The 24309-nt window shown below is 60.6% G+C and carries 22 protein-coding genes; 12 read left to right on the top strand and 10 right to left on the bottom strand.

The features are described from left to right. Positions 1 to 68 precede the first annotated feature (68 nt). Positions 69 to 2354 carry a ribonuclease R gene (gene rnr, locus ACXAF5_RS01560; protein ID WP_474945283.1) on the top strand — a complete coding sequence of 762 codons (2286 nt, stop codon included), beginning with the start codon at positions 69 to 71 and terminating at the stop codon, positions 2352 to 2354. Between the two features lie 186 nt (positions 2355 to 2540). Here rnr and ACXAF5_RS01555 read toward each other — a convergent pair whose 3' ends face one another. Then, positions 2541 to 3254, bottom strand: coding sequence for a glutathione S-transferase family protein (locus ACXAF5_RS01555; RefSeq protein ID WP_474945282.1), 714 nt, complete (start codon positions 3252 to 3254; stop codon positions 2541 to 2543). Between the two features lie 86 nt (positions 3255 to 3340). On the opposite strand from ACXAF5_RS01555, the gene ACXAF5_RS01550 reads away from it, so the two are divergent. Together ACXAF5_RS01550 and ACXAF5_RS01545 are read left to right on the top strand one after the other, a co-directional pair. Continuing rightward, on the top strand, positions 3341 to 4033 hold the full coding sequence (locus tag ACXAF5_RS01550) for a helix-turn-helix transcriptional regulator (protein ID WP_239363932.1): 693 nt from the start codon (positions 3341 to 3343) through the stop codon (positions 4031 to 4033). 118 nt (positions 4034 to 4151) lie between these two features. Beyond that, positions 4152 to 5519 carry a lytic murein transglycosylase gene (locus tag ACXAF5_RS01545; RefSeq protein ID WP_474945281.1) on the top strand — a complete coding sequence of 456 codons (1368 nt, stop codon included), beginning with the start codon at positions 4152 to 4154 and terminating at the stop codon, positions 5517 to 5519. A gap of 85 nt (positions 5520 to 5604) precedes the next feature. On the opposite strand, the gene ACXAF5_RS01540 is transcribed toward ACXAF5_RS01545, so the two are convergent. The 6 genes from ACXAF5_RS01540 to ACXAF5_RS01515 all read right to left on the bottom strand — a co-directional run bounded on the left by ACXAF5_RS01540 (position 5605) and on the right by ACXAF5_RS01515 (position 13429). Beyond that, entirely contained in the window at positions 5605 to 6780 is a 1176-nt protein-coding gene (locus ACXAF5_RS01540) for an ABC transporter permease (protein ID WP_239322141.1), read from the bottom strand. A 5-nt stretch (positions 6781 to 6785) separates the two neighbouring features. Beyond that, positions 6786 to 8465, bottom strand: coding sequence for an ABC transporter permease (locus ACXAF5_RS01535; RefSeq protein WP_474945280.1), 1680 nt, complete (start codon positions 8463 to 8465; stop codon positions 6786 to 6788). Positions 8466 to 8604: 139 nt separating this feature from the next. Further along, positions 8605 to 9708: an extracellular solute-binding protein gene (locus ACXAF5_RS01530; protein ID WP_239322143.1), complete on the bottom strand. Its 1104-nt coding sequence runs from the start codon at positions 9706 to 9708 to the stop codon at positions 8605 to 8607. Between the two features lie 96 nt (positions 9709 to 9804). Then, positions 9805 to 10905, bottom strand: coding sequence for an ABC transporter ATP-binding protein (locus ACXAF5_RS01525; RefSeq protein ID WP_239322144.1), 1101 nt, complete (start codon positions 10903 to 10905; stop codon positions 9805 to 9807). 314 nt (positions 10906 to 11219) lie between these two features. Next, positions 11220 to 12617, bottom strand: a complete 1398-nt coding sequence (locus ACXAF5_RS01520; RefSeq protein WP_474945279.1) for an aspartate aminotransferase family protein — start codon at positions 12615 to 12617, stop codon at positions 11220 to 11222. 65 nt (positions 12618 to 12682) lie between these two features. Further along, positions 12683 to 13429, bottom strand: a complete 747-nt coding sequence (locus ACXAF5_RS01515) for a GntR family transcriptional regulator (RefSeq protein WP_239322146.1) — start codon at positions 13427 to 13429, stop codon at positions 12683 to 12685. An 86-nt stretch (positions 13430 to 13515) separates the two neighbouring features. Between ACXAF5_RS01515 and ACXAF5_RS01510 the strand changes: the two genes are divergently transcribed. From ACXAF5_RS01510 to ACXAF5_RS01490, 5 genes are all read left to right on the top strand, one after another. Continuing rightward, positions 13516 to 14601, top strand: coding sequence for a polyamine ABC transporter substrate-binding protein (locus tag ACXAF5_RS01510; protein ID WP_239322147.1), 1086 nt, complete (start codon positions 13516 to 13518; stop codon positions 14599 to 14601). A gap of 102 nt (positions 14602 to 14703) precedes the next feature. Beyond that, the gene (locus tag ACXAF5_RS01505) at positions 14704 to 15831 is read left to right on the top strand and encodes an ABC transporter ATP-binding protein (protein ID WP_239363947.1); all 1128 of its coding nucleotides are present in this window, start codon (positions 14704 to 14706) and stop codon (positions 15829 to 15831) included. Then, positions 15831 to 16712 carry an ABC transporter permease subunit gene (locus tag ACXAF5_RS01500; protein WP_474945278.1) on the top strand — a complete coding sequence of 294 codons (882 nt, stop codon included), beginning with the start codon at positions 15831 to 15833 and terminating at the stop codon, positions 16710 to 16712. Before ACXAF5_RS01505 ends, ACXAF5_RS01500 begins: the two co-directional genes overlap by 1 nt. Continuing rightward, entirely contained in the window at positions 16709 to 17527 is an 819-nt protein-coding gene (locus ACXAF5_RS01495) for an ABC transporter permease (RefSeq protein WP_239322150.1), read from the top strand. The genes ACXAF5_RS01500 and ACXAF5_RS01495 overlap by 4 nt, the downstream gene beginning before the upstream one ends. After that, positions 17524 to 18831, top strand: coding sequence for an NAD(P)/FAD-dependent oxidoreductase (locus ACXAF5_RS01490; RefSeq protein WP_474945277.1), 1308 nt, complete (start codon positions 17524 to 17526; stop codon positions 18829 to 18831). The genes ACXAF5_RS01495 and ACXAF5_RS01490 overlap by 4 nt, the downstream gene beginning before the upstream one ends. Here ACXAF5_RS01490 and ACXAF5_RS01485 read toward each other — a convergent pair. The 3 genes from ACXAF5_RS01485 to ACXAF5_RS01475 are packed head-to-tail and all read right to left on the bottom strand — an operon-like array spanning position 18804 to position 21305. Further along, complete coding sequence (locus ACXAF5_RS01485) at positions 18804 to 19688, bottom strand: phosphotransferase (RefSeq protein ID WP_474945276.1); 885 nt, start codon at positions 19686 to 19688, stop codon at positions 18804 to 18806. The two genes, ACXAF5_RS01490 and ACXAF5_RS01485, sit on opposite strands and share 28 nt — an antisense overlap. Positions 19689 to 19711: 23 nt before the next feature. Beyond that, entirely contained in the window at positions 19712 to 20410 is a 699-nt protein-coding gene (locus ACXAF5_RS01480) for a flagellar hook capping FlgD N-terminal domain-containing protein (RefSeq protein WP_474945275.1), read from the bottom strand. Between the two features lie 4 nt (positions 20411 to 20414). Beyond that, positions 20415 to 21305 (bottom strand): flagellar hook-length control protein FliK, encoded by an 891-nt coding sequence (locus ACXAF5_RS01475; protein ID WP_474945274.1) that lies wholly within the window; start codon positions 21303 to 21305, stop codon positions 20415 to 20417. Positions 21306 to 22133: 828 nt separating this feature from the next. Here ACXAF5_RS01475 and ACXAF5_RS01470 point away from each other — a divergent pair. The 4 genes from ACXAF5_RS01470 to flaF all read left to right on the top strand — a co-directional run bounded on the left by ACXAF5_RS01470 (position 22134) and on the right by flaF (position 24308). After that, positions 22134 to 22424: a rod-binding protein gene (locus ACXAF5_RS01470; protein ID WP_239322155.1), complete on the top strand. Its 291-nt coding sequence runs from the start codon at positions 22134 to 22136 to the stop codon at positions 22422 to 22424. Continuing rightward, entirely contained in the window at positions 22421 to 22789 is a 369-nt protein-coding gene (gene flgN / locus ACXAF5_RS01465) for a flagellar export chaperone FlgN (RefSeq protein WP_474945273.1), read from the top strand. Before ACXAF5_RS01470 ends, flgN begins: the two co-directional genes overlap by 4 nt. A gap of 215 nt (positions 22790 to 23004) precedes the next feature. After that, a complete protein-coding gene (locus tag ACXAF5_RS01460) occupies positions 23005 to 23853 on the top strand; it encodes a flagellin N-terminal helical domain-containing protein (protein ID WP_239363976.1) in 849 nt (282 codons plus the stop codon). 83 nt (positions 23854 to 23936) lie between these two features. After that, positions 23937 to 24308: a flagellar biosynthesis regulator FlaF gene (flaF, locus tag ACXAF5_RS01455; RefSeq protein WP_239322158.1), complete on the top strand. Its 372-nt coding sequence runs from the start codon at positions 23937 to 23939 to the stop codon at positions 24306 to 24308. Position 24309: the final 1 nt, after the last annotated feature.

The following is a 24309-nucleotide window of genomic DNA, read 5'->3' as shown; positions in this document are numbered from 1 at the left end:
ATATTTCGCCGCCTGTCATTTGGTGTTTTCAGCATGACGTTCCCTGCGCGCCATGCTACGGCAGATCTATGGCGCGTATTCCCACAAAGGCCGAGATTCTGGACTGGATCTCCGCCCACCCGACCCAGAACTCCAAACGTGACATTGCCAAGGCTTTTGGCATCAAGGGCGCTGAGCGGATCGACCTCAAACGCCTCCTGAAGGAGTTGGAGGCCGAAGGGCATCTGGAAAAGCGCAAGCGCAGTTACACCGACCCGGATCGTTTGCCGCCGGTCACGGTTCTGCTGGTCAAAGCCCCCGATGACAATGGCGATCTGTTTGCCCAGCCGCTGGAATGGCATGGCGAAGGGGTTGAACCCATCGTGATGGTGATCCCGCGTGCGTCGGATCCGGCCCTGGGTGAAGGCGACCGTATCCTTGCGCGCCTGACCGTGGTGCAGGAAGCGGATCACAACTATGAGGCCCGCCTGATCCGTCGCATCGGGACCAACCCGAAGCGCATTTTGGGTATTTATCGCCAAGGGTCCGAAGGCGGGCGTATTGTGCCCATCGACAAGGCGGGCTCCAACGAGTGGCAGGTGCCCGAAGCAAACACCCATGGCGCCAAGGACGGCGAATTGGTCGAGGCAGAGCTTGCCGGACCAAAGGCCCGTATGGGTTTGCCCAAAGCGCGCATCGTCGAACGGCTCGGCGATCCATCCGCCCCCAAGGCGGTGTCGCTGATCGCAATCCACCAGCATGGCATTCCCGATCACTTCCCCGATGCGGTTATTGCCGAGGCTGACAGCGCCAAACCAATGGGCCTCAAGGGGCGCGAAGATCTGCGCGACCTGCCGCTGATTACCATCGACCCTGCCGATGCCCGCGACCACGACGACGCCTGCTTTGCCCACGCGGATGAGGACCCCAAGAACCCCGGTGGCCATGTGATCTGGGTCGCGATCGCCGATGTCGCGGCCTATGTGACGCCCGGTTCGGCGCTGGACCGCGAAGCACGCAAACGCGGTAACTCCAGCTACTTCCCTGATCGGGTGGTACCGATGCTGCCGGACCGGCTTTCGGGCGATCTCTGCTCTCTGCACGAGGGTGTGCCACGTCCCTGTCTGGCGGTGCGCATGCAGATCGACGCCGAGGGCAACAAGTTCGCGCACCGGTTTGTAAGAGGGCTAATGAAATCACAGGCCTCCTTGCACTACGGCGAGGTGCAAGACGCCATGGATGGTCGCGTCACCGCGCGCACGGAGCCGTTCCTGGAAGACGTCATAAAGCCGCTGTATGCCGCCTATGAAGCGCTCAAAGCCGCCCGTGGCGCGCGCCAACCGCTGGATCTCGACCTACCAGAGCGCAAGATCGTGCTCGACGACAAAGGCAAGGTTGCCTCGGTCAATTTCCGCGACCGCCTCGATGCCCACCGGCTGATCGAGGAATTCATGGTGCTGGCCAATGTGGCCGCCGCCGAAACCCTGATCAAGAAGCGCCAGCCGCTGTTGTTCCGGGTGCATGAAGAACCCGCTCAGGACAAACTGGACGCGCTGCGCGACACGGCGCAGGCGGCGGGTCTGAACCTTGCCAAAGGACAGGTGCTGCAAACGCGGCACCTGAACGCATTGCTGAATGCCGCCGCGGGAACCGATGATGCGGAGCTGATCAACATCTCCACCCTGCGGTCGATGCAGCAGGCCTATTACTACCCGGAGAATTTCGGCCATTTTGGTCTGGCGCTGCGCAACTATGCGCATTTTACCTCGCCGATCCGCCGCTATGCCGACCTGATCGTGCACCGCGCCCTGATCACGGCCCATGGGTGGGGCAAGGACGGGCTTTCGGTTGACGAGGTCGAGCGGCTGGAGGACACCGCGACTCATATTTCCGCAACCGAGCGTCGTTCGATGCTGGCGGAGCGCGACACCACGGACCGCTATCTTGCGTCCTATCTGGCGGAACGCGTGGGCAATGAGTTCACCGGTCGGATCTCCGGCATCGCTCGCTTTGGCGCCTTTGTGAAACTGGATGAAACCGGAGCCGACGGGCTGGTGCCAGTGCGCTCGATCGGACGGGAGTATTTCCATTTTGACGCGCAGGCTGGAACGTTGATGGGGTCTGACACCGGGTTGATCATCGCCATCGGCCAACGAGTCACGGTGCGTCTGACCCAGGCTGCACCGGTGACCGGCGGGTTGGAGCTGGAATTGCTGGCCCTTGAAGATGCGGAACTGCCAAAAGGGCGCGGCGATGCCGGTAAAGGCGGTCGCCGTCGGAGCCCTGCGGGTCGCACCGTGTCTCGCAGCAAGGCTGCAAAATCAAAGCACAAGGCAGCCAAGGTAAAGCGCAAGGTGACCCGAAAACGCAAATAACCCGGTCGCGTCGCGCGCCTCCAGGGGGCGCGCCAGAGGTTTTGCGCTCCGCTTTGCGGATCGCCGGGGGGCAGGCCGCGCCTTCGGCGCGGCCTGCCCGGCCCAAGGGGCGCCCTTGCATTTTAATGCAAGGGTGACGCGCGGGAGCCCCCCGGCCCCTATAAAGTGTCATCAACTGCGCGAAACCTACGCCGCCTGCGGGAGCGTCAGCGCGCTCTGCTCCATCACGCGGGACACATAGGTCAAGAGTGCACCGTGGCGCTGTGTCACCTCCACCACCTGCGGCGCGGCAGGTGCACGGGACAGGGCCTCAATCATCGGCGCGGCAGAGCAATCAGCGGCGGTCATCTGATCCCCAAACAAGAAACGCTGATCGCCCAGAATATCCTCTATCGCTGTCAGATCCTGCTCCAGCCGCTGCAGACGCTCCGCCCGGTCAAACCGCGAATGCCCCGTGAAGTGCAGACCGTCCAGCACCTTGGCGCGAAAGCTGTTAACGGGCTCTTCAGGCACACCCGCAAAAACCGTCTGCAGCATCCCTGCCCAGCCCTCATCTTCGAGCCAGCGGGCACACATAAGCTGCAACCACAGCGACTCGTCCACCATGCGGATGAGCGCGCGTGACTGACCTTTTTGCACAGCACTAAGGCCCGTATCAAACTCCGCGCCCCGGTCTTCGAGGAAACCACGGATGCCTTCGCTGTCGGGGGTCAGGGTACCGTTCTCGTCCTGCACCACGGGAAGCTTGCTGTGCGGCATCCGTGCGAGTTCTGCCGGGTCGTGCACATCCTGCCGCTGCCAGTCCTCACCAGACATCTGCAGCAGCAGCGCCGCTTTGGTACAAAACATGCTGTAGCTGTAAAAACCGTCGCCACCGCCGTGGGTCAATAGGGTCAACATCGTCTCTCTCCATTTGGGATGTGATGAGGATGTGCTATACGGGCCTGTTGTCAGTTTTTGTCATCAGGGGAAAGTACACGCAGGGTATGACCAGAACAGAACGCCTCTTTCGCCTGATGCAGACCCTGCGCCAGCTCCCGCCACCGGTGACGGCTGAACAGCTCGCCCAGGATCTTGGTGTCTCTGGTCGGACCATCCATCGCGATATTGACGCGCTCCGGGCATTGGGGGCCGTGATTGACGGGGCCGCGGGATTTGGCTTCACGCTTGTCGAGGATGCAACGCTGCCCCCGCTCGGGTTTGGAGCCACCGAACTGGAGGCGCTGGTGCTGGGCCTTTGCGAGGTTCAGCAGAAGGGCGATCCCGATCTGGCAGATGCGGCCCGCACCGCCCTGAAAAAACTGCGCGCCCGCCTGCCCAAGAGCCAGGCTGACCGATTGCAGCATGCGGTCCTCTCTGCGCATAGCTTTGCGCCGCCGCACGCCCCGACGGTGGATGCAGCCGAACTGAGACAGGCGACGTGGGACGAGCGCGAGGTGGGGTTTGATTATGTGGACGCCAAAGGTGCAAGCACATGGCGACAGGTGAAACCGCTTGGACTGGTCTATTTCGACAATTCCTCGGTCTTGATTGCATGGTGCCTCCTGCGTCGGGACTTTCGGGTGTTTCGCCTGGATCGCATGCAGGGGCTTGAGGTGACGGAGACATCCTTTCGCCCGCATCGTGTTCGGCTTTATCGCGCCGCACTCGACCATCTTCGCAGCCAGGCCTATGGCTGAAGGTGTCCAACAGGCAGAGGAGCGCTGAGGAGCGGCGGCGCCTGTCTGAGTTCTTTTGCCCGCGGCCCAGTCACGCTACAGTTGATGACAATAAACAGAGCAGGTGTTGAGGTTCAAAATGCGCAGTTGGGTTAAAAGAGCGCTATGTGTCGGGTTCACCCTTCCGGCATGGATGGCGCAAGCAGCCGTTTCGGAACAACAAATCCTCACGGAGACGCCGCGACCGCAGGCGCGCCCCGCCGGTCCCGAGGCGCAGGCGGCGCGCGTCCAGCTCGCCACCGCCACCACACTTCGTCCGGTGGCACGCACCAGCGTCGCCGCCACGACCGAAGCTGCGCTGTCGGCCCCCCGCTCGGACCACGATAAAGACGTACACTTCAAAACCTGGCTCAGCGACTTCGCCTCCCGCGCGCAGGCACAGGGCATTCGGCCGGAGATCTTGAACCGCGCACTCGACGGCGTCACCTATGACGCCTCCGTCATCGAGCGGGACCGCAACCAGTCCGAGTTCACCAGAACGATCTGGGATTACCTAGATCGTGCTGCCTCCGACAGTCGTGTGCAGAATGGCAAGGCGGCTCTTCAAGGCCAACGGGATACGCTGGAACGAATAGAGGCGCACTACGGGGTCGAAAAGGAAGTGTTGGTTGCCGTCTGGGGGCTGGAAAGCAGCTATGGCAGCTTTCGTGGAGATATGGACATCATTCGTTCCCTGGCAACGCTCGCCTTTGATGGTCGGCGCGGCGCCTTCTTCGAAGAGCAGCTGATTGCCGCGCTGAAGATCCTGCAATCCGGCGATGTGGCGCCGCGGGAGATGACCGGCAGCTGGGCCGGCGCAATGGGACACACGCAGTTTATCCCAACATCGTACCTCGATTACGCGGTGGATTTCACCGGCGACGGGAAACGGGACATCTGGTCCGATACCCCGACGGATGCCCTGGCCTCGACCGCGGCCTATCTGAAGAAATTCGGCTGGGTCTCCGGACAGCCCTGGGGGGTGGAAGTGACGCTGCCCGACACTTTTGACTTCACGCTGGCCAACCGCAAGATCAAGAAAAGTCCGGAGGCATGGGCTCGGCTTGGTGTGCGTGCGATGAATGGCCAGCCGGTGCCCAATCATGGTGAGGCCTCGATCCTGCTGCCGGCTGGCGGCAAGGGTGCCGCCTTCATGATCTTCAAGAATTTCTCTGTGATCGAGCGCTACAACACGGCCGATGCCTATGTGATCGCCGTTGGTCACCTGAGCGACCGGCTGCGCGGCGGCGACAAGATCAAGGGCAGCTGGCCCCGTGGAGATCGCGCATTGACCTTTGCGGAGCGTAAGGAATTGCAGCAACGTCTGACACGCGCCGGTTTCAGCACCGATGGCATCGACGGGCGCATCGGACCCAAGACCGTGGCCGCTGTGCGCGCCTATCAGAGCGCCAAGGGGTTGATGCCGGACGGCTATGCCTCGCTGACACTGCTGGAGAAGCTACGCTAACACCCCATAACACCTCAGGGCGCTCAGCCCCTGCACACAAAAAAGCCCCGCTCAATGGCGGGGCTTTTTCTTGTCATGAGGTGGGTCAGCTCGGGCTCATGCCGCGCAAACGCTCACTGCGGCGACGCAAAAGCTCAACCGTGGTCAGCAAGCAGATCGAGATCGCCACAAGGATCGTCGCCACCGCCAGAATGGTGGGCGAGATCTGTTCGCGCAGGCCGGTAAACATCTGCCACGGCAGTGTTTTCTGGCCAGCAGACCCGACAAAGAGCACCACCACAACCTCGTCAAAGGAGGTGATGAAGGCAAACAGCCCCCCGGAAATCACGCCGGGCAGGATGAGCGGCATCTGCACCCGGAAGAAAGTGGTGATCGGCCCGGCCCCCATATTCGCCGCGGCACGTGTCAGGGAGCGATCAAACCCCACCAGAGTCGCAGTCACCGTAATGATGACGAAGGGGATGCCGAGGGCGGCGTGGGCCAGGACGACCCCGAAATACGTCCCCTGCAAGCCGATACGGCTGTAAAAGAAGTACATCCCCGCAGCCGAAATGATCAGCGGCACGATCATCGGCGAGATCAGCACCGCCATGATCGCTCGGCGGAACGGTACATGCGGTTGGCTCAGGCCGATCGCCGCAAGCGTGCCGAAGCTCACCGACAGGAAGGTCGCCATAGGCGCAATCCGCAGCGAATTCCACAGCGCCTGCTGCCAGTCATCGTTGCTGAAGAAATCCTGGTAGTGCTTGAGGGAATAGCCTTCCGGGTCAAACCGCAGCATTTCCGGTGTGAAGGTAAAGAAGTTCTCGGCGTTGAACGAGAGCGGCATCACCACCAGAATCGGCGTGATCAGAAACACGAAGATCGCGCCGCAGATCACCCGAAAGCTGTAATACCACAGAACCTGACCGGGCGTCAGATAGGGGGGCAGGTGCTTGCGATAGCTCGACGTGGCGAGCCAGAAGATGAACCAGCCCGCGAACCAGCCGAACAGTGCCCCCACCACGAGGGCGGGCAGACCGCCGAGCAGGAACCCGGCGATTGCAAACACGGCGACTGTGGCCCAACGCACGGGTTTCTCCTGCGCCAGCAGGTTGCAGTACACAAAGCCCATGGCGCCCAGAAGGACCGCGCCGATCACAAGCCCGAGCAGGCCCGATCCCTGCGCCGTGCCCACGAAGAGGCCGAAGAAGCCCCCTGCGGCAGCGGATACGGCAGCGGTGAAGGCGGGAGTTTGGTTTTGAACAGGTGTCAATGCCATTTGTCTTATCCCAGCTTCACGTTGTCGATGCCGACGATCTTGTCATAGGCCCAGTAGAGCAGCAGCACGACCGCCAGGAGGATACTCCCGAGCGCCGCCGCCAAACCCCAGTTGAGCGAGGACGAGATATGATAGGCAATCCGGTTGGAGATAAAGACCCCCTTGGTGCCGCCCACGATCTCGGGCGTGATGTAGTAGCCGATCGCCAGAATGAAGACGAGAATCGACCCCGCGCCGATCCCCGGGACCGACTGCGGGAAATACACCCGCCAGAACGCCGTCCAGTTGGTCGCACCCAGCGACTTTGCCGCGCGCAGATAGGACGGGTTGATGGTCTGCATCACCGAATACATCGGCAGGATCATGAATGGCAGCAGGATGTGGGTCATCGCCACGATAGTGCCGAACTGGTTGTTGATCATCACCAGTCGCGCCGCGTCATCGACCAGTCCCAGCCAGACCAGCACATCATTGATAACACCCTGTTGCTGCAGCATGACCTTCCAGGCCGATGTCCGGACCAGGAGCGAGGTCCAGAACGGCAGCAGCACCAGGATCATCAGGATATTGGCTGATCGGGTCGGCAGGTTGGCCAGAATCCAGGCAACCGGATAGCCCAGCAGAATGCAGGAGCCGGTGATCACCAGCGACATGACCAGAGTCCGCTGGAACAGCGTGATATAGATCTGCTGGTTCTCGGGCCGCGGCTCTGCGCCTTCGGGGCCCTTCTGCATGTCGATGGAGTTCAGGAAATACCCGCTGGTGTAATTGGGGCTGTAGGTCTGGATCGTGCGCCAGTTGCCCAGATCGCCCCAATCCTCATCCATGTCGAGAAAGGCGGCCTTGAAGGAAATCGGCTCCAACTCCGCCAGTGCCTCGGCTGCGGCCGTCAACTCGGCTGCGCCCGGGCCCGAGTAGCTAGCGAGCTTTTCCGCACCGTCAGCCGACTGAACGGCGGTGGCAAAGGCCACAAAAACGGTTTCCCAGGGATCTTCTTCAGCGACGACGTCCTCTTCCGCGATTGCCGTGAACAGAGCAAAATCCGTGTAGGCTGTCGCCATGCGAGGAAAGAGCGCGCTGATCTCGGCGCCCGGCACAAAGCCGATATCACCGGCAAAGCTGTCACCGGTCAGCTGGCTGAGTTTGGCCCGCTGCGCGTCCAGAAGGCCGGTGTTGCCCTCGGCGCTGCTGCCCCCGGTCATGATTTCAAACCAGAGCGCCTCATCCTTCAGAGCGCCATCATTGGCGCGTTCGATGGCCTTGACGTGGTCCTCACCAACATCATCAACCTTGCGCCCGCTGCCCCGGAACAGAGAGGAAATCCCGGTTTCCTCATAGTTCAGGCGCGTACCGAGCTTGGTGTGTTCCTTGGCTTCGGCAGCAACGAAGAGATCGTAATAGAGACTCTCATACACCGCCTCGCCCGGAGCCTCGTCACCGAGGGCATCCCAGTCTTTCAGGGTCACCACGGTTTCGGAAAGCGTGTCTGACACGATTCGGTTCTCGACCGAGCGGAACAACATATCCGCGATCGGGAGAATAAAGGTGAGGAGGATGAAGACCAGAAGCGGCGCGATCAGCATCAAGGCCCGCATTTTCTGCATCCTCAACGCGCGGGCCAGGCTGCGCTTCAACGGCGTACCGTCAGCCGCTAGGACCGGGCCGGATTGAGTTGTGTCACTCATGATTGTCCCTGTTGTCTTCCCGCGTTTTTCAAATCTGCGGGGTGGAGGTCTCCGCCGCGGCGGCGCCCTGGGGACGCGGCGCCGGAGAGGGAGCCGGAGAGCGCAGACCGCTCTCCGGCATCGGCATCATCAGATCCGATTACTTGGCCAGCCAGGCCTGGAACTTCGCGTCGATGTCGTCGCGATAGTCAGCCCAGAACTCGTAGTTGTACAGGAACGTGTTCTGTGCGTTTGCCGGATCGGTCGGCATATGCGGCGCCATCTCGATGCCAAGCTCGGCATGTTTGCCGACGAGCGGTGCGGAAGAGGCACGCGCCGGGCCGTAGGAGATGTATTTCGCCTGATCCGCCAGACGCTGAGTGTCGGTGGCGAAATAGATGTAGTCCAGGGCACGTGCCTTGCGCTCATCCGAGAGACCCGCCGGAATGATCCAGCCGTCCAGGTCGAACACCTGTGCGTCCCAGAGCATCGCCACCGGCTGATCCTGCTCTTCTATCACCGAGAACAGACGGCCGTTGTAGGTGGAGCCCATCACAACTTCGCCATCGGCGAGCAGCTGCGGCGTGTCGGCACCGGCGGACCACCAGATCACGCTGTCCTTGATGGTGTCGAGCTTCGCCAGCGCGCGCTCCTGACCTTCTTCGGTTTCCAGCACGTCATAGACTTCGTCCTTGGCGACGCCGTCGCAGAGCAGAGCCCATTCCATGTTGTTGATCGGACGCTTCTCCAGCGCACGCTTGCCCGGATAGGCTTCGAGATCAAACACGTCGCAAACGCTTGTCGGCGGGGTGTCACCGACCAGATCGGTGCGATAGCCGAAGGTGGTGGAATAGACGATCTGCGGGATGAAGCAGTCGGACACCAGAAGTTCACCGAAGTCTTCTTCGGCAGAGGTGCCGTCCGGCGCAGCCGCCAGGTGCTCATCGGGATCGATTTCCATCGCCAGACCTTCGTCGCACAGACGCATTGCGTCCGCGGCCACAACGTCGACAACATCCCAGGTCACATTGCCAGCTTCGTTCATTGCACGCAGCTTGGCAACGGCCTCGTTGGAGCTTTCGTCATTGATGATCTTGACGCCGGTCTTTTCGGCGTAGGGCTCGTGATAGGCCTTGAGCTGAGAGTTGGAGTAGGCTCCGCCCCAGGACACGATGGTCATTTCATCCGCCATATCCGCGGCAAAAGCCATCGGCGCGCAGAGAGCGGTCGTGGCGGCGAGTGCCGTCAGTTTACGCAGTTTCATATTCGTATTCTCCTTGTTGAGACACTGATTATTCATGTGTTTGGCCCCCCGATCCATTCAGCACCGCCGGGGGTTCCTATGCGCAACCGGTCGCGATCAAGCGTCCAGCGCGCGGCAGTCCTCGGGCAGCCAGCCGATTTCGATCTGCTGTCCGGGCTGAAGGCGAACCTGATCCGGCGCGTTGCGGGTCTTGATGATGAACTCATCGTTGCCCGCGACCTTCAGGCGCGTGCGGAAGATGTCACCCATGTAGATGAATTCCAGCACTTCGGCCTTCAGGGTGTGCACGCCTTCTTGCAGGCGATCCTTGTTGTATTCCACCCGTTCCGGGCGGATCGATACGCGTGTGCGCTGTCCCACCTCGGACACGTTGATGGGCATGGCGTCGATCAGTTCCCCACCGTCGAGCTGCACCAGGGCGCGGCCATCGGAGATTTCCTTGATCACGCCTTCCAGCGTGTTGTTCTCGCCGATGAACTGGGCCACGAAACTGTTTGCCGGCTCTTCATAGAGCTGATCCGGCGGCGCCAGCTGCTGGATACGACCATCGTCGAACACGGCGACGCGGTCCGACATGGTCAGCGCCTCGGTCTGGTCGTGGGTCACATAGACCGTGGTGATCCCGAGCTGGTGCGCCAGATGGGTGATCTCGAACTGCATCTTTTCGCGCAGCTGCTTGTCGAGCGCACCGAGCGGCTCGTCCATCAGCACCAGTTCGGGCTCGAACACCAGGGCACGGGCCAGCGCAACACGTTGCTGCTGGCCACCGGACAGCTGCGCCGGGCGACGGCCGCCAAAACTGCCCATCTCCACCATGTCGAGCGCACGTTTGACTTTTTCTTCACGTGTGGATTTCCCCATTCCACGCACCTCGAGCGGAAAGCTCAGGTTCTCGGCAATGGTCATATGCGGAAACAGGGCGTAGTTCTGGAACACCATGCCAATGCCACGCTTGTGCGGCGGGATGTTGTTGATCGAGACACCGCCGAGGCGGATGTCGCCATGAGTGGCGGTCTCGAAGCCGGCCAGCATCATCAGACAAGTGGTTTTCCCCGACCCCGACGGACCCAGCATGGTCAGGAATTCGCCCTTGGGCATGGTGAGGTTCAAGTCTTTGACGACAAGTGTCTCACCGTCATAACTCTTTTGCACGCGTTCGAATTCAACGAACGCGTCAGTATTCGACGCATCGGCCAAATCAGGCTCCCCGTATATGTTCTTATCCCGGCGGCTTTGATCCGCTCTTTATTCATTAGTGTAAGCACAGCGGCACTCCACTGTGCAACCGGATCAATCGGCTCCGGCTCGGCGTCCCGGTGGGTTTCTCAACTCTCCCGGAGGAATGGATCGCGAACCCAGACGATTTGCGACCCTTACTTGCTTGTTTGCGCCATTTTTGGACATTTTTACCCCTAAGCACAACAGCTGACGCGATGATTTTTTTTGCATACGCACAAAAAAGGGACCGCTAACGATCCCTTTTGATGATTCGAATCAGGTGAACAACCGGATCAAACCGCTTCGGCAAGCAGATCCTGCGCTTTGAGTTCGGCGTAGCATTCATCGAGCGACTTGGTTGCGCGCGCAATCAATGTGTCGATCTCTTCCGTCGTGATCACCAGCGGCGGAGAGATGATCATGCGGTCGCCCACATGGCGCATCACCAGATTGTTGGCAAAGCAACGCTCGCGGCAAATGAAGCCCACCGTTCCCGCGTCCGATGCAAAGGCCGCGCGGGTTGCCTTGTTTGGCGTCAGCGCGATGGAGCCCATCATCCCGACGATCTTGGCTTCGCCGACCAGAGGGTGATCGGTCAGTGCCTCCCATTTTTCCTTGAGATAGGGTGCAGCGACGTCGCGGACGTGCTCCAGAACCTTCTCCTCCTCAAGAATGCGGAGGTTCTCCAGCGCCACAGCAGCCGCCACCGGGTGACCGGAATAGGTGTAGCCGTGGTTGAATTCGTCCTGTGCGATCACACCGGCCACCTCGTCCGAGACGATGGAGCCGCCGATGGGCGCATAGCCCGAGGACAGCCCCTTGGCGATGGTCATGATATCGGGCCGGATACCCATAGTCTCGGAGCCGAACCAGTTGCCTGTGCGCCCAAAACCGCAGATCACCTCATCCGCGATCAGTAGGATGTCATACTTGTCGCAAATACGCTGGATCTCGGGCCAATAGGTTGCGGGCGGCACGATCACCCCCCCGGCCCCCTGGACCGGCTCGGCAATAAAGGCCGCCACACGGTCTTCGCCCAGTTCCAGAATGGCTTTTTCCAGCTCCTGCGCGCGCGCCAGACCGAACTCTTCGGGATTCGTATCCCCCCCTTCGGCCCACCAGTTCGGTTGGTTGATATGGTGCACATCCGGGATCGGCAGGCCACCCTGTGCGTGCATCGCCGACATGCCACCAAGAGACCCAGACCCAACCGAAGAGCCATGATAGGCGTTCTTGCGCGAGATGATGATAGATTTGGTCGGCTTGCCCTTCATGGCCCAATAGTGACGCACCATCCGAATGTTGGTGTCGTTGGCCTCGGACCCGGAACCGGCGAAGAACACATTGTTCAGATCCCCCGGCGCCAGTTCGGCGATCTTGGCGGCCAGCGCGATAGCGGGCACATGCGTCGTCTGGAAGAAGGTATTGTAATAGGGCAGCTCGCGCATCTGGCGCGCCGCCACCTCGGCCAGCTCATCACGGCCATAGCCGATGTTGACGCACCACAGCCCCGCCATCGCATCGAGGATCTCGTGCCCCTCGCTGTCGGTCAGGGTGACACCATTGGCGCGCGTGATGACCCGCGCGCCCTTCTGCGCCAGACCGCCGTTTGCGGTGAACGGATGCATGTGATGCGCCGCATCCAGCGCTTGCAGTTCTGTGGTGGGCAGATGATTGGTAATCGTCGTCATTGGGGACACTCCTGAACGGAAAGCTTTCGTCCAGAATATGATCAAAAATCACACTGTCAATCGAATCAGTTGATCGGCGTCAGCCCCGCCCGGACCTGTTCCATGCCCTGCAACACGTCCCGTTCCATGGCCAGCGCCACCAGATCCGCATCTTTTTTACGCAGCCCCTCAAGGATGTCCTTGTGACGGTCTGGAAAGCTCTGCGTTCCGAAGCGTCCGCAGACCACCCGGAGCGAGGGGCCAAAGCGCAGCCAAAGCCGGTCGGCGAGATCCGCAAGGATGGGCGCACCCGCATGGGCGTTCAAGGCGGTGTGGAACTGGTAGTTCAGCTCAAGATAGCCCGCCACATCCCCGGAGGAGATCGCCTTGTCCAGTGTCAGATCCAACGCCTCCAACTTGTCCACCTTGGGCGCAGGCATGCGTGTTGCCGCGCGACGCGCCAGCTCACACTCTATTGTTTTTCTTGCATAAACTAGCTCATCTATATCCTCGGCCCGCAGTTCGGGCACCGATACGCGACGGTTGCCCTGAAACACCAAGGCCCCGTCCGAAATCAGCCTGCGGATCGCTTCGCGCACCGGTGTCATGCCGCTCTCCAGCGCCTCCACCAGCCCCTGTATCGTGACCGCCTGTCCGGGGGCCAGTTCCCCGAACAAAATCTGCGCCCGCAAACGCTGATAGACCTGCTCGTGAGCGGGCAGTTTTGCCCCCCCTTCCGACGGGGGCCCGGATGGCGGATTTGGCACATTCAACGAACTTGGATCCTTCTCATTTTCGGGCAGCTTGCACCAACGAAATGCAGATGAAAACATAAAGTGTCTTGCCGGATGAGGCAAAACTTGATCAAAATAGCCCACAGCCGGACAGAAAGACGCCGGCATGCACAGGGGAGATTCTCATGACACTCAAAACGGCCACCATCGTGTCCGCCATCGCACTCAGCGCGGCAGCCGCCTCGGCAGATGAGGTGCGCGTCTACAACTGGTCCGACTATATCGACGAGTCGCTGCTGGAGAAATTCGAGCAGGAAACCGGTATCGACCTGATCTACGATGTCTTCGATTCAAACGAATTGCTGGAGACCAAGATGCTCGCAGGGGGGTCCGGCTATGATGTCGTCGTGCCCACCGGCTCGTTCCTGCAACGTCAGATCCAGGCCGGCGTGTTCCAGAAAATCGACAAGGACAAGCTGGAAAACTACGGCAACGTCTGGGATGTGATCCAGGACCGCACCGCCCGGTTTGACCCCAACAACGACTACTCGATCAACTACATGTGGGGCACCACCGGGATCGGCGCCAACACCGGCAAGGTAAGCGAAGCCCTGGGCGAGGACGCCCCGATCGACAGCCTGGCGCTGGTCTTCGACCCTGCCAACATGGAAAAGCTCTCCGAATGCGGCGTGCATTTCCTCGATGCTCCGGATGAGATGATCCCTGCCGCGCTGACCTATCTCGGGCTTGACCCGAACAGCCACGACAAGGATGACCTCGAACAAGCGGCCGATGCGCTCGAAGCGGTGCGCCCCTATGTTCAAAAGTTCCATTCGTCCGAATACATCAACGCGCTCGCCAATGGTGATATCTGCGTGGCCTTCGGCTGGTCCGGCGACATTCTCCAGGCCCGCGACCGTGCTGCCGAGGCCGACAATGGCGTCAATATTACCTATAACGCGCCGTCTGAGGGTGCTCTGATGTGGTTCGACCAGATGGCGATCCCGGTGGATGCGCCGAACCCGGAGGCTGCGCACAAGTTCCTGGACTTCATCCTTGATGCCGAGAACATGGCCGCCGCGTCGAACTATGTCTACTACGCCAACGGCAACAAAGCCGCGCAGGAGTTCCTCGCCGAGGACGTGATCGGAGATCCGGCGATCTATCCGACCCCCGCGGCGCTGGACAACACCTACATCAAGGGCCCCTACCCGCAGAAGGTCCAGCGTGTCGTGACGCGCCTGTGGACCCGTGTGAAATCCGGCACCTGAGACCCATCAGGCCGACCCTTCCGGCAGGGCGCATCCAGGCGCCCTGCCCCGACTGACAGACGATAACGGGCAGGTTTCGAGCCGCCCGAATGGGGGCACACTTTGGCATTACCGGTATTTGAACCCTGGACGGATCCGCAGGCAAAGCCGCTGATCCAGTTCCAGAACGTGACCAAGCGCTTTGGCGATTTCACCGCGATCGACGACCTGACCATCGACATCTTCGAGCGCGAGTTCTTTGCGCTACTGGGGCCGTCGGGCTGCGGCAAGACCACGATGATGCGGATGCTCGCCGGGTTCGAAGCCCCGACAGAGGGCAAGATCTTTCTCGCCGGGCAAGATATTGCACCCGTTCCCCCAAACCAGCGCGCCGTGAACATGATGTTCCAGTCCTACGCGCTGTTTCCTCACCTCAGTGTCTGGGAAAACATCGCCTTTGGCCTGAAACGCGAAGGCATGCCCCGCAACGAGATCAGCGCCCGCGTCGAAGAAATGCTGCGCCTGACCCGGCTGGAAAAATTCGCCCGTCGCAAACCGCATCAGATTTCCGGCGGACAACGCCAGCGGGTGGCACTGGCCCGCAGTCTCGCCAAGGCCCCGAAACTGTTGTTGTTGGATGAGCCGCTCGGCGCGCTCGACAAGAAGCTGCGCGAGGAAACCCAGTTCGAACTGATGGACATTCAGGAAAAGACCGGCACCACTTTTGTGATCGTCACCCATGATCAGGAAGAAGCCATGACAGTGGCCAGCCGGGTCGCAGTGATGGACAATGGCAAGGTGATGCAAGTCGCCACACCTGCAGATATCTACGAGGCACCAAATTCCGTCTATGTCGCTGATTTCATTGGCGACGTGAACCTGATCAAGGGCACGGTCACCGCAACCGGCGAAGCCACCTACGCGCTGCACTGGCGCGAGGGTGCCGCACCTTTGGTGGTTAAATCGCCAAACACAATCTCTGATGGCCAAACCGCGCATCTGGCGATCCGCCCGGAGAAGGTGACCATCAGCGCCGACAAACCCGACGGCGCTGACAACGTGGTCCAGGGCAAGGTCCTGGATATCGCCTATCTCGGCAACCTCTCGACCTACCACGTGGAACTGCCCACCGGCGATGTGATCAAGGCACAAACCGCCAACACCCGCCGCATTTCGCGTCGTGCCTACACATGGGAAGACACCGTCTGGCTGTCCTGGACAGCCACCGGCGGCGTCTTGCTGGGTGAGTGATGCGCCGTTTCTTTCTGATCGCAGTCCCCTACGTCTGGCTTCTGGCACTGTTTCTGGTGCCCTTCGTCATCGTCCTGAAGATCTCGCTGTCGGATGCGGCCATCGCCCGCCCGCCCTATGTCCCGCAGTTCGACTGGGCCGCAGGCATTGGTGCGTTTCTTGCTGAGCTGGATTTTGAAAATTTCACATGGCTCATCGAGGATGACCTCTACTGGAAAGCCTATCTCAGCAGCCTTCAGATCGCGCTGACCTCAACTCTGCTGACGCTGATCGTGGGTTACCCCATCGCCTATGGCATGGCGCGCGCGCCCGAAGAATGGCGGCCGACGCTGATGATGTTGGTGATTCTACCGTTTTGGACCTCATTCCTGATCCGCGTCTATGCGTGGAAGGGCATCCTGTCGAACGAAGGCTTCCTCAATCAGTTCCTGATGTGGACCGGCCTTGTATCCGAACCACTGCAGATCCTGAACACCACCACCGCCGTCTATATCGGCATTGTCTATACCTATCTGCCGTTCATGATCCTGCCGATCTACGCGGCGCTGGAACGGATGGACGACAGCCTGATCGAAGCGGCCGAGGATTTGGGCTGTTCGCGCCTATCGGCGTTCTGGCTGGTGACCATACCCTTGTCCAAAGGGGGCATCATCGCGGGCTGTTTCCTCGTCTTCATTCCTGCCATGGGCGAATTCGTGATCCCTTCGCTGCTCGGCGGATCTGACACGCTGATGATCGGCAAAGTGCTGTGGGAGGAGTTCTTCTCCAATCGCGACTGGCCGGTGGCAAGCGCGGTGGCGGTGATCCTGCTGTTGATCCTCGTGGTGCCGATCGTGCTGTTCCAGCGCAATCAGCAAAAAGAACAGGAGGGCGACGCATGAAACGTCTAAGCGCATTCAATGTGGTCTCGCTGACGCTGGGCTTTGCCTTCCTCTACATCCCGATGCTGATCCTGATCCTGTTTTCCTTCAATGAAAGCAAACTGGTGACGGTCTGGGCGGGCTTTTCGACCAAATGGTATGCCGAATTGATGCAGAACGAGGCCATGCTGCAAGCCGCATGGGTTACCGTAAAAGTTGCAGTATTCTCTTCAACCATCGCCACCGTGCTTGGAACCATGGCCGCTTACGTCATGGTGCGCGGCGGGCGCTTTATGGGCCGGACGTTGTTTTCCGGCATGATCTACGCGCCTTTGGTCATGCCCGAAGTGATCACCGGCCTGTCGCTGCTGTTGCTGTTCATCGGCATTGGGTTGGACCGCGGCGTACTCACCATTGTGCTGGCACATACCACCTTCTCCATGTGCTACGTCTCTGTTGTGGTCTCCTCGCGACTGGCGACATTTGATCGTTCACTGGAGGAAGCGGCGCTGGATCTGGGCTGCTCGCAGGCGCAGGCTTTCCGTTTGGTGACATTGCCGATTATCGCGCCGGCTGTGGTCTCCGGCTGGCTCTTGGCCTTCACCCTGTCGCTTGATGACCTGGTGATCGCCTCCTTCACCACCGGTCCGGCCGCCACGACCCTGCCGATCAAGATCTTCTCGGCTGTGCGACTCGGTGTCAGCCCGGAGATCAACGCGCTCTCAACCATTATGATCGGCATCGTCACGGTCGGCGTAATCAGCGCATCGCTCGTCAGCAAACGGGCCCTGGTCAAGCAGAGACGCGAAGAACAGGAAGCGGTGCGCACCGCATGATGCGCCGCATCTTTTCCGACTACGCCTATGGGGCAGGTCCACGCAGCACCTGCTGGTGGGATGAGACCTGCCCCGCGCCCATCTGGCCAGAGCTTCAGGGGGATCAGACCGTTGATGTGGCGATCATCGGTGGCGGGTTCACAGGGCTTTCGGCTGCACTGCATATGTCGGAGGCGGGGCTGAATGTTGCGGTTCTGGAGGCCGAAACACCCGGTTGGGGTGCATCAGGGCGCAATGGCGGATTTTGTTGCCTCGGCGGCGCCAAACTTGGCGCGCGCGCCATGGCGCGCTTCTACGGCAGCACCGAAACACAGGTCTATCAGGCGGGCGAGGAGGCCGCTGTCCGCCTGGTGGAACAGTTGATCGCCCGCCATCGGATCGATGCGGATACACATTCGCAGGGCGAAACCGTCATGGCGCATTCCGCCAAGGCCCGCGCCGCCCTGATGCGAGAGGCCGAAAATGAACAGGCCGAGTTCATCGACGCCCCTCACTTGGCTGCCCAGGGTCTTGGTGGTGCATTCCACGGTGCCCTCACCACACCTGTGGGCTTTGCCCTCAACCCACGTAAATACCTCTTTGGTTTGGCACATGCTGCGCAGACGGCAGGTGCAGATCTCTATCAGAACAGCCCTGCGATCAGCCTGAACCCTGACGGCAAACACTGGCACGCTGTCACGCCAACAGGTCGGTTGCGCGCCTCACGGATGGTCATCGCGACCAATGGGTATTCCAGCGAAAACCTGCCCGATTGGCTTGCAGGCCGCTACATGCCGGCCCAGTCCACGGTGATGGTCACCCGCCCCATCACGCCGGATGAACAGGCACGGCAAGGCTGGACCTCAGCGCAGATGGCCTATGACACCCGACATATGCTGCATTATTTCCGCCTGATGCCGGATGGGCGATTTCTGTTCGGAATGCGCGGCGGGCTGACGTCCTCACCCCGCGCAGAGAAAAAGATTCGCGCTGTGCTGCGCAGCCATTTTGAACGGTTGTTTCCGGCCTGGCGGCATGTGGACACCTCACATAGCTGGTCCGGGATGGTCTGCCTGTCGCGCAACCTGGTCCCTTTTGTGGGCGCTGTTCCAGACCATCCCGGCCTGTTTGCAGGGCTGTGCTATCATGGCAATGGCGTTGCCATGGGCAGCTATTCCGGCGCGCTTCTGGCGCAGCTCGTGCAGGGAAGCACACCGGACATGCCGTATTCAAAGGTCATGCAGCGCCTGCCCCGGTTCCCGCTGGGGCGTGCGAGGCGCTTGCTGATGCCCCCGGCCTACGGGCTGCTCGGGCTCATGGACTGAAGCGCCGCCATCTCCAGATCCCGCGCCTCCAGATCCCCCCGCCACTGACAATAGGCCGCCATACGCCAGTGAAACCAAGGTTTGAGGGCATGATACCGCGCCACAACTTCGCGCACGGGATAGGCTAAGGTGAACTCTGTTTCTTCGTCCGGTGACAACACCGCGCCCCGATAAAGAAACTGCATCGCCGGGGACAGGAACAGCGCAAGGTCTTCTGCCGGATCTCCGCGTTGTGGGCACTGCCAGTCAATGAGCGCCAATCTGGACTCACGCACAACCAAGTTTCCGGGTACGGCATCACCATGGATCAGGCAAAGATGTCTGGTGGGCGCTACCGCTCCACGAGGAGCAACTTGGTACAGGTCGTCAGGCGCCGCGCATTCGGCCAGTATCGCCCCGGTTTGCGCCGCCAGTTCCTGCGAGCCGTTGCACCCTGCCGGCAACCCGGAAAAGCCAGCCTGTTGATGCAACACCCCGAGGAAACGCGCCACCTGAGCGGCGCCTTTTCGCCAGGGGGTCCCTGACACATGGCGGTAGATCAACCAGTCCCGACCCTGCCACCGGCCGTATCCGAGAAAGCGCGGCGCTATGCCGGATCCGCCCAGCGCCAGGAGCGCGGCCCGCTCCCGCACAGGGTCATTTGCAAACAGCGGGTTGGCGCGCTGTCGACGATAGAGTTTCACCACCACATCGCCTGCGCGCCAGACGTGGTTGCTCCGACCCCCGTGCAAGGGGACCGGCTCTGAAAGCGACCAGCCCTGCTGCGCCAGATGACGAAACAGGGCTGGTTGTATCTGTAAGGTGTCCAGTGTCAGGATCAGGACTCCGATATCCGGATCGCCCCTTCTCCCCGGCATCCATAGGGACCGGCACCAATTGGTCAGGAGTCCCCCGAGGTTCCTTCGGGATCCCGCAGGGCGGTGACCGCAGAGGCAAGGATGGCGCTTCCGCTCTCCATGATCAAGGCCACTTCGCCATTGACGTTCTGAGTCTCCTCAACGCGCCCATAGACCTCTGCAACCTCGGACAGGATCACCTCGTCATTGGAGTAGCTTTCCACGACAAATGTGTATGATCCCTCGGGGAGGGTGTTGCCATCGCCGTCCTCACCCGACCACTGATAGGGCTCGGCCGAAACGGGCAGATCGATCCGACCGACCTCGTTTTCTTCGGCATCATAGATGACCATCTTGACCTCATCCGCCACCGCAGCGGGGTTGGGTGCAACCGCCACCGGCGTGGAACCATCAAAATGCGCCGCGGCCTGTGCGCGGACCTCTTTGCCCACCCAGCCGGTCAGCTGGGACATATTGCCCAGAGACAACGCCGACAGCATGCTGGACAGGGTCTCATTGGTGAGCACCTGCTGCTCGACCGAGGAGAACTGTGCCAGCTGTGCCGTATAGTCGGAGGAATCCATCGGCTCCAGCGGGTCCTGGTATTTGGCCTGCGTGGTCATGAGGTTCAGGAAGGTTTCGAAATCAGAGGTCAGTGCGCTGGTGGCGGACTGGCTGGCGGCTGTGCTGCCGCTCCCCCCGGTGGCTTGCTGGGTTCCAAAGCTCGATACTGGTGTGGTCATTTTATCATATCCTCATGTCCAGCCCATCGGCTGCAATGTTGAGTTGTTGGGACGGCAGCTGATCTGCCCGCTCGCCGATATTTGCGCCCGCGTCATCTTCCGAACCGCGTCCGCCAGAGCCGGACGCAGATGCACCGTCATCCTCTCCGGTATCACCGGCCTGCGTATCCGAGCCGAACTGAAAAGAGATATCGCTGAACCCCATTTCCTTGAACTCGCGGGCAAGATCCTGAATGTGACGCCGCATCAGGTCCTCGGTTTCGGGCCGTTCCGCATTGATGGTCACGGTCACCCCGACATCGGTCGTGATCAGGCGCATATTCACGTGGCCAAGTTCGCGCGGGTTGAGTGACACATCCACGTTGCGACGCCCGGCCGTGGCCACGGCTTCGGCCAATTGCTGCGCCACATGCCGTGGGGTTTCGGCGCGATAGTTTGCGGCCCCCGAACGTACAGATGCTTCTGCCAGCAATTGCGGCAGGGCAAAGCTCTCCGCGCCGCGTTGTGTCAGCACATCCTCTCCGACGCGCGCACTGTCACTGGCTCCGAAAACACCTGCGACGACAGAGGACGGTGTTTGCAGCACAGATGTGCCAGAAAGGGACTGCAGAGCCCCTCCCGCTGGCGTTGATCCGGTTATCGACGGTGCTGCGGTCCGGGCCGACGCCGGCGTCACATTCGCGCGCATCGGAGGCGTGGCTGATGCAAACTGAGCCTGCTGCCCGGTGAGCGGCATGTCACGCAGGCGCAGCGGCGTCGCATCCTTGTCCGCAGTCGGTTGCGGGATCAGCCCCGGTATCGCCGCCTCCTGTTGCGGTGCGCTGCGTGTCTTTGGCGGCGAGGCGGGCATATCCGTCGGCTGCCCGCTCAAGCCGGCAACCTGGCGCCGTTGCATATCGCGGTGCTGCTCGAGCGGAACCGAGGTTGCATTTCGGGTTTCCTGCGCCGCCATTTGATCCGCCCGCACGGCGGCCATCGGGTGATCGGCCTTGTCCGCGCGCGGACCCGTTCCGCTCTCTTTGCCTTCACCCGCAGCAAAGGCGGGTTGGGCTCCGCCAGCCTCAGAGGTAGCCGGAGTTGCGGTGTTTTGCTGTGCAGCGGTACCGCCAGTGCCACGCGATGTGTCAGCAGACGCGTTGGCGTCAGCTTTTGCACCTGCGGATCCATCCGGGTTCACAGCAGGTGACGCCGCGGCCTGTTCCTCTCCTGCCGCAGCGGGACTGGGCGTCGCATCCGCTTTGCCAGAGGCCTCAGCCGCGCTACCCGCCTGTGGAGCAACCGTCGGCTTGGTTTCCTGAGCAGAATCAGTAAGCGCGGCCAACTCCGCTTCCGGGGTCTCCTCCTCACTTTCAACAGCATCAGCGCTCTCTCGTCGCCCGTCGGTGTCTGCACGCCGATCCGTGTTGGCACCGGCCTGCTCCACCTCTGCTGAGGTGTCTTCCGTCGCCTCGCTTTGTTCCGCAGGTTGGTCTTGCTGATCTGTACCGCGCGCAAGAACGGACTCAAAGGAATCACCTTGTCGACGGGACGGTTCGGAGCGCTGCGACTCGGCTGGCCCTGAGCCAACTGCCTGAGTCGAAAGGATGTTCACAATCATGATCCACCGGATGTTCTATCTCGTGTGACTCATGAATATCGCAAACCGGTTACGGCATTTTTAACCGGTTTTTGTTCAAAGTGCAGAAATCGAAGAATTCGACACAGTACAGAGGACTGAGGCAAAATGCCCATACCAAGTGTTTCCCTGCCGCCAGCGGCAGCTTCTTTGCAGCACGCTGCCGATCCGAAGGATGCCGCGTTGCGCGAGGCAGCGATCGACCTCGAAGCCTCCTTTCTATCTGAAATGCTGAAAGCCGCCGGTCTCGGCAAATCCCCCGAAGCCTTTGGTGGCGGCGCGGGAGAGGACCAGTTTTCCGGCCTCCTCGTAAACGAGCAAGCACGCGCCATGGCCGAAGCTGGCGGCATCGGCCTCGCCGAATCCATCTACAACTCTCTGAAGGACTCTCAAGAATGAGCACACTTAGCGATCTATCCCCGCAAAGCCTTATCGATGCACTCGACACGCTGCTGGAAGAAGAACGCGCAGCCCTGACCAAAGGGGAACTGAGCAAACTCGAAGACATCCTGGAGCGCAAGGAAACGCTGTTTGACCAGCTGAACCGGATTTCCGACCTGGAACAGGAGAGCCTCAACGACGTCCACGGCAAGGTCACCCGCAACCAGGCGCTTCTGGGCAGCGCCATGCAGGGGATCAAGGCTGTGGCAACGCGAATGGCGGAACTGCGCAAGGTGCGCAAGGGGCTCGAGGTCTACAATCGGTCCGGTCAACGCACCAGCTACACAACCAGCGGCAGTCTGAAACTGGAGAAGCGCGCGTAAGCCCTGTGGAGGTCGGGACAATTTTAAAAATGCAAATTGCACCATTAGCACTCTCTTAGCACCTGATACGCCAATGTCGCCTTGCATCTCAAGCGAGGTGGCGCGGAAACCGAAAGGTGAAGCACGGTCAGAACGACGACAGAGAGAGCCCCGGAGACGGGGTTGGGATTACCAAATCAGGGGCTAAATTGCCCTAAATCAAAGGAACTCATGCTATGTCCAGCATTCTGACGAACAATGGTGCAATGGTTGCTCTGCAGACCCTCAAGTCTGTGAATGACGACCTGACCGACACGCAAAACGCCATCTCCACCGGTAAAGAAATCGGTACCGCCAAAGACAACTCCGCTGTCTGGGCGATTTCCAAGACCATGGAATCCGACATCGCCGGTTTCGAAGCCATCGAAGAAGGCCTCGCCGTTGGCGAAGCGACCGTCGCAGTGGCCTCGGCCGGTGCCGAACAAATCGTGGAAAAACTGACAGAAATCAAAGAGCTGATCGTCTCTGCTCAGTCCGAGAACGTGGACCACGGCAAGATCCAGACCGACATCACCTCCAAGGTCGAGCAGGTCGAAGCGATCATTTCCGCGGCGCAGTTCAACGGTGCAAACCTCCTGGCCACCGATATCGATGGCAACACCACCACGCAAATGGGCGTTCTTGCATCGCTTGACCGCGTTGGCGCAGGCGGCACCGTGTCTGCTGTGGAAATCACCATCGCGACCGTTGATTTCGAATCCAGCCTGAACCTCAGCACCAGCCTGACCTCGATCACCGATACCACCTCCGCGGCGTCCGCGCTGGGTGAAATCGAGACCTACCTCCAGACCGCCATCACCGGCGCTGCTGCCCTGGGTGCGTCTGCCGCACGACTGGAGGATCAGTCCATGTTCGTGGCCGACCTGGTAGACTCGATGACCCTCGGTGTGTCGACGATGACCGACACCAATATGGAAGAAGCGTCGGCTCGATTGAGCGCCCTGCAGACCCAGCAGGAACTCGCGGTGCAGTCCTTGACCATCGCCAACGAGGCGCCGGGTTCGCTGCTGCAGCTCTTCCGCTAACCGCCTTTTGGTTGGGGCGCTCCAGCGCCCCAACCAGCTTACTTCTCTGAGAATCAGTGAACAATAATACGTTAGGATAACACGTGAATGCCCTTCTAAAGGCGAAGAGCGCCTACGCGGCGGCAAAAGCCCCGACCCGTACAGCACGGAACACCGAATATGAGATCCTTGCGCGCATCACGCATCGGATGATCGTGGCAAACAGCAAGGGTTCGGACGGATTCAAGGAGCTCGTCGCAGCTGTTTCCGACAATCGAAAACTCTGGACGCTCTTCACTTCGGATCTGGCCAAGGACGGCAACAAACTGCCAACCGAGTTGAAACAACGTCTGTTTCATCTGGCCCGCTTCACGCGTGAACACAGCAGCAAGGTCCTCGCCCGCAAGGCTTCGGTCCAGCCGCTGGTAGAAATCAACACGGCCATCATGCGTGGCCTCAGAAGCGGAGCGACCTGAA

This window comes from Epibacterium sp. ABV4_022 (assembly GCF_056159345.1).
Note: the sequence above shows the minus strand (reverse complement) of the source record. Positions and strands in the feature narration are given on the sequence as shown.

Coding starts and splice junctions, on each gene's coding strand:
- rnr (WP_474945283.1), top strand. CDS start 69: ATGGCGCGTATTCCCACAAAGGCCGAGATTCTGGACTGGATCTCCGCC.
- ACXAF5_RS01555 (WP_474945282.1), bottom strand. CDS start 3,254: ATGTTGACCCTATTGACCCACGGCGGTGGCGACGGTTTTTACAGCTAC.
- ACXAF5_RS01550 (WP_239363932.1), top strand. CDS start 3,341: ATGACCAGAACAGAACGCCTCTTTCGCCTGATGCAGACCCTGCGCCAG.
- ACXAF5_RS01545 (WP_474945281.1), top strand. CDS start 4,152: ATGCGCAGTTGGGTTAAAAGAGCGCTATGTGTCGGGTTCACCCTTCCG.
- ACXAF5_RS01540 (WP_239322141.1), bottom strand. CDS start 6,780: ATGGCATTGACACCTGTTCAAAACCAAACTCCCGCCTTCACCGCTGCC.
- ACXAF5_RS01535 (WP_474945280.1), bottom strand. CDS start 8,465: ATGAGTGACACAACTCAATCCGGCCCGGTCCTAGCGGCTGACGGTACG.
- ACXAF5_RS01530 (WP_239322143.1), bottom strand. CDS start 9,708: ATGAAACTGCGTAAACTGACGGCACTCGCCGCCACGACCGCTCTCTGC.
- ACXAF5_RS01520 (WP_474945279.1), bottom strand. CDS start 12,617: ATGACGACGATTACCAATCATCTGCCCACCACAGAACTGCAAGCGCTG.
- ACXAF5_RS01515 (WP_239322146.1), bottom strand. CDS start 13,429: ATGTTTTCATCTGCATTTCGTTGGTGCAAGCTGCCCGAAAATGAGAAG.
- ACXAF5_RS01510 (WP_239322147.1), top strand. CDS start 13,516: ATGACACTCAAAACGGCCACCATCGTGTCCGCCATCGCACTCAGCGCG.
- ACXAF5_RS01500 (WP_474945278.1), top strand. CDS start 15,831: ATGCGCCGTTTCTTTCTGATCGCAGTCCCCTACGTCTGGCTTCTGGCA.
- ACXAF5_RS01495 (WP_239322150.1), top strand. CDS start 16,709: ATGAAACGTCTAAGCGCATTCAATGTGGTCTCGCTGACGCTGGGCTTT.
- ACXAF5_RS01490 (WP_474945277.1), top strand. CDS start 17,524: ATGATGCGCCGCATCTTTTCCGACTACGCCTATGGGGCAGGTCCACGC.
- ACXAF5_RS01485 (WP_474945276.1), bottom strand. CDS start 19,688: ATGCCGGGGAGAAGGGGCGATCCGGATATCGGAGTCCTGATCCTGACA.
- ACXAF5_RS01480 (WP_474945275.1), bottom strand. CDS start 20,410: ATGACCACACCAGTATCGAGCTTTGGAACCCAGCAAGCCACCGGGGGG.
- ACXAF5_RS01475 (WP_474945274.1), bottom strand. CDS start 21,305: ATGCAACGGCGCCAGGTTGCCGGCTTGAGCGGGCAGCCGACGGATATG.
- ACXAF5_RS01470 (WP_239322155.1), top strand. CDS start 22,134: ATGCCCATACCAAGTGTTTCCCTGCCGCCAGCGGCAGCTTCTTTGCAG.
- flgN (WP_474945273.1), top strand. CDS start 22,421: ATGAGCACACTTAGCGATCTATCCCCGCAAAGCCTTATCGATGCACTC.
- ACXAF5_RS01460 (WP_239363976.1), top strand. CDS start 23,005: ATGTCCAGCATTCTGACGAACAATGGTGCAATGGTTGCTCTGCAGACC.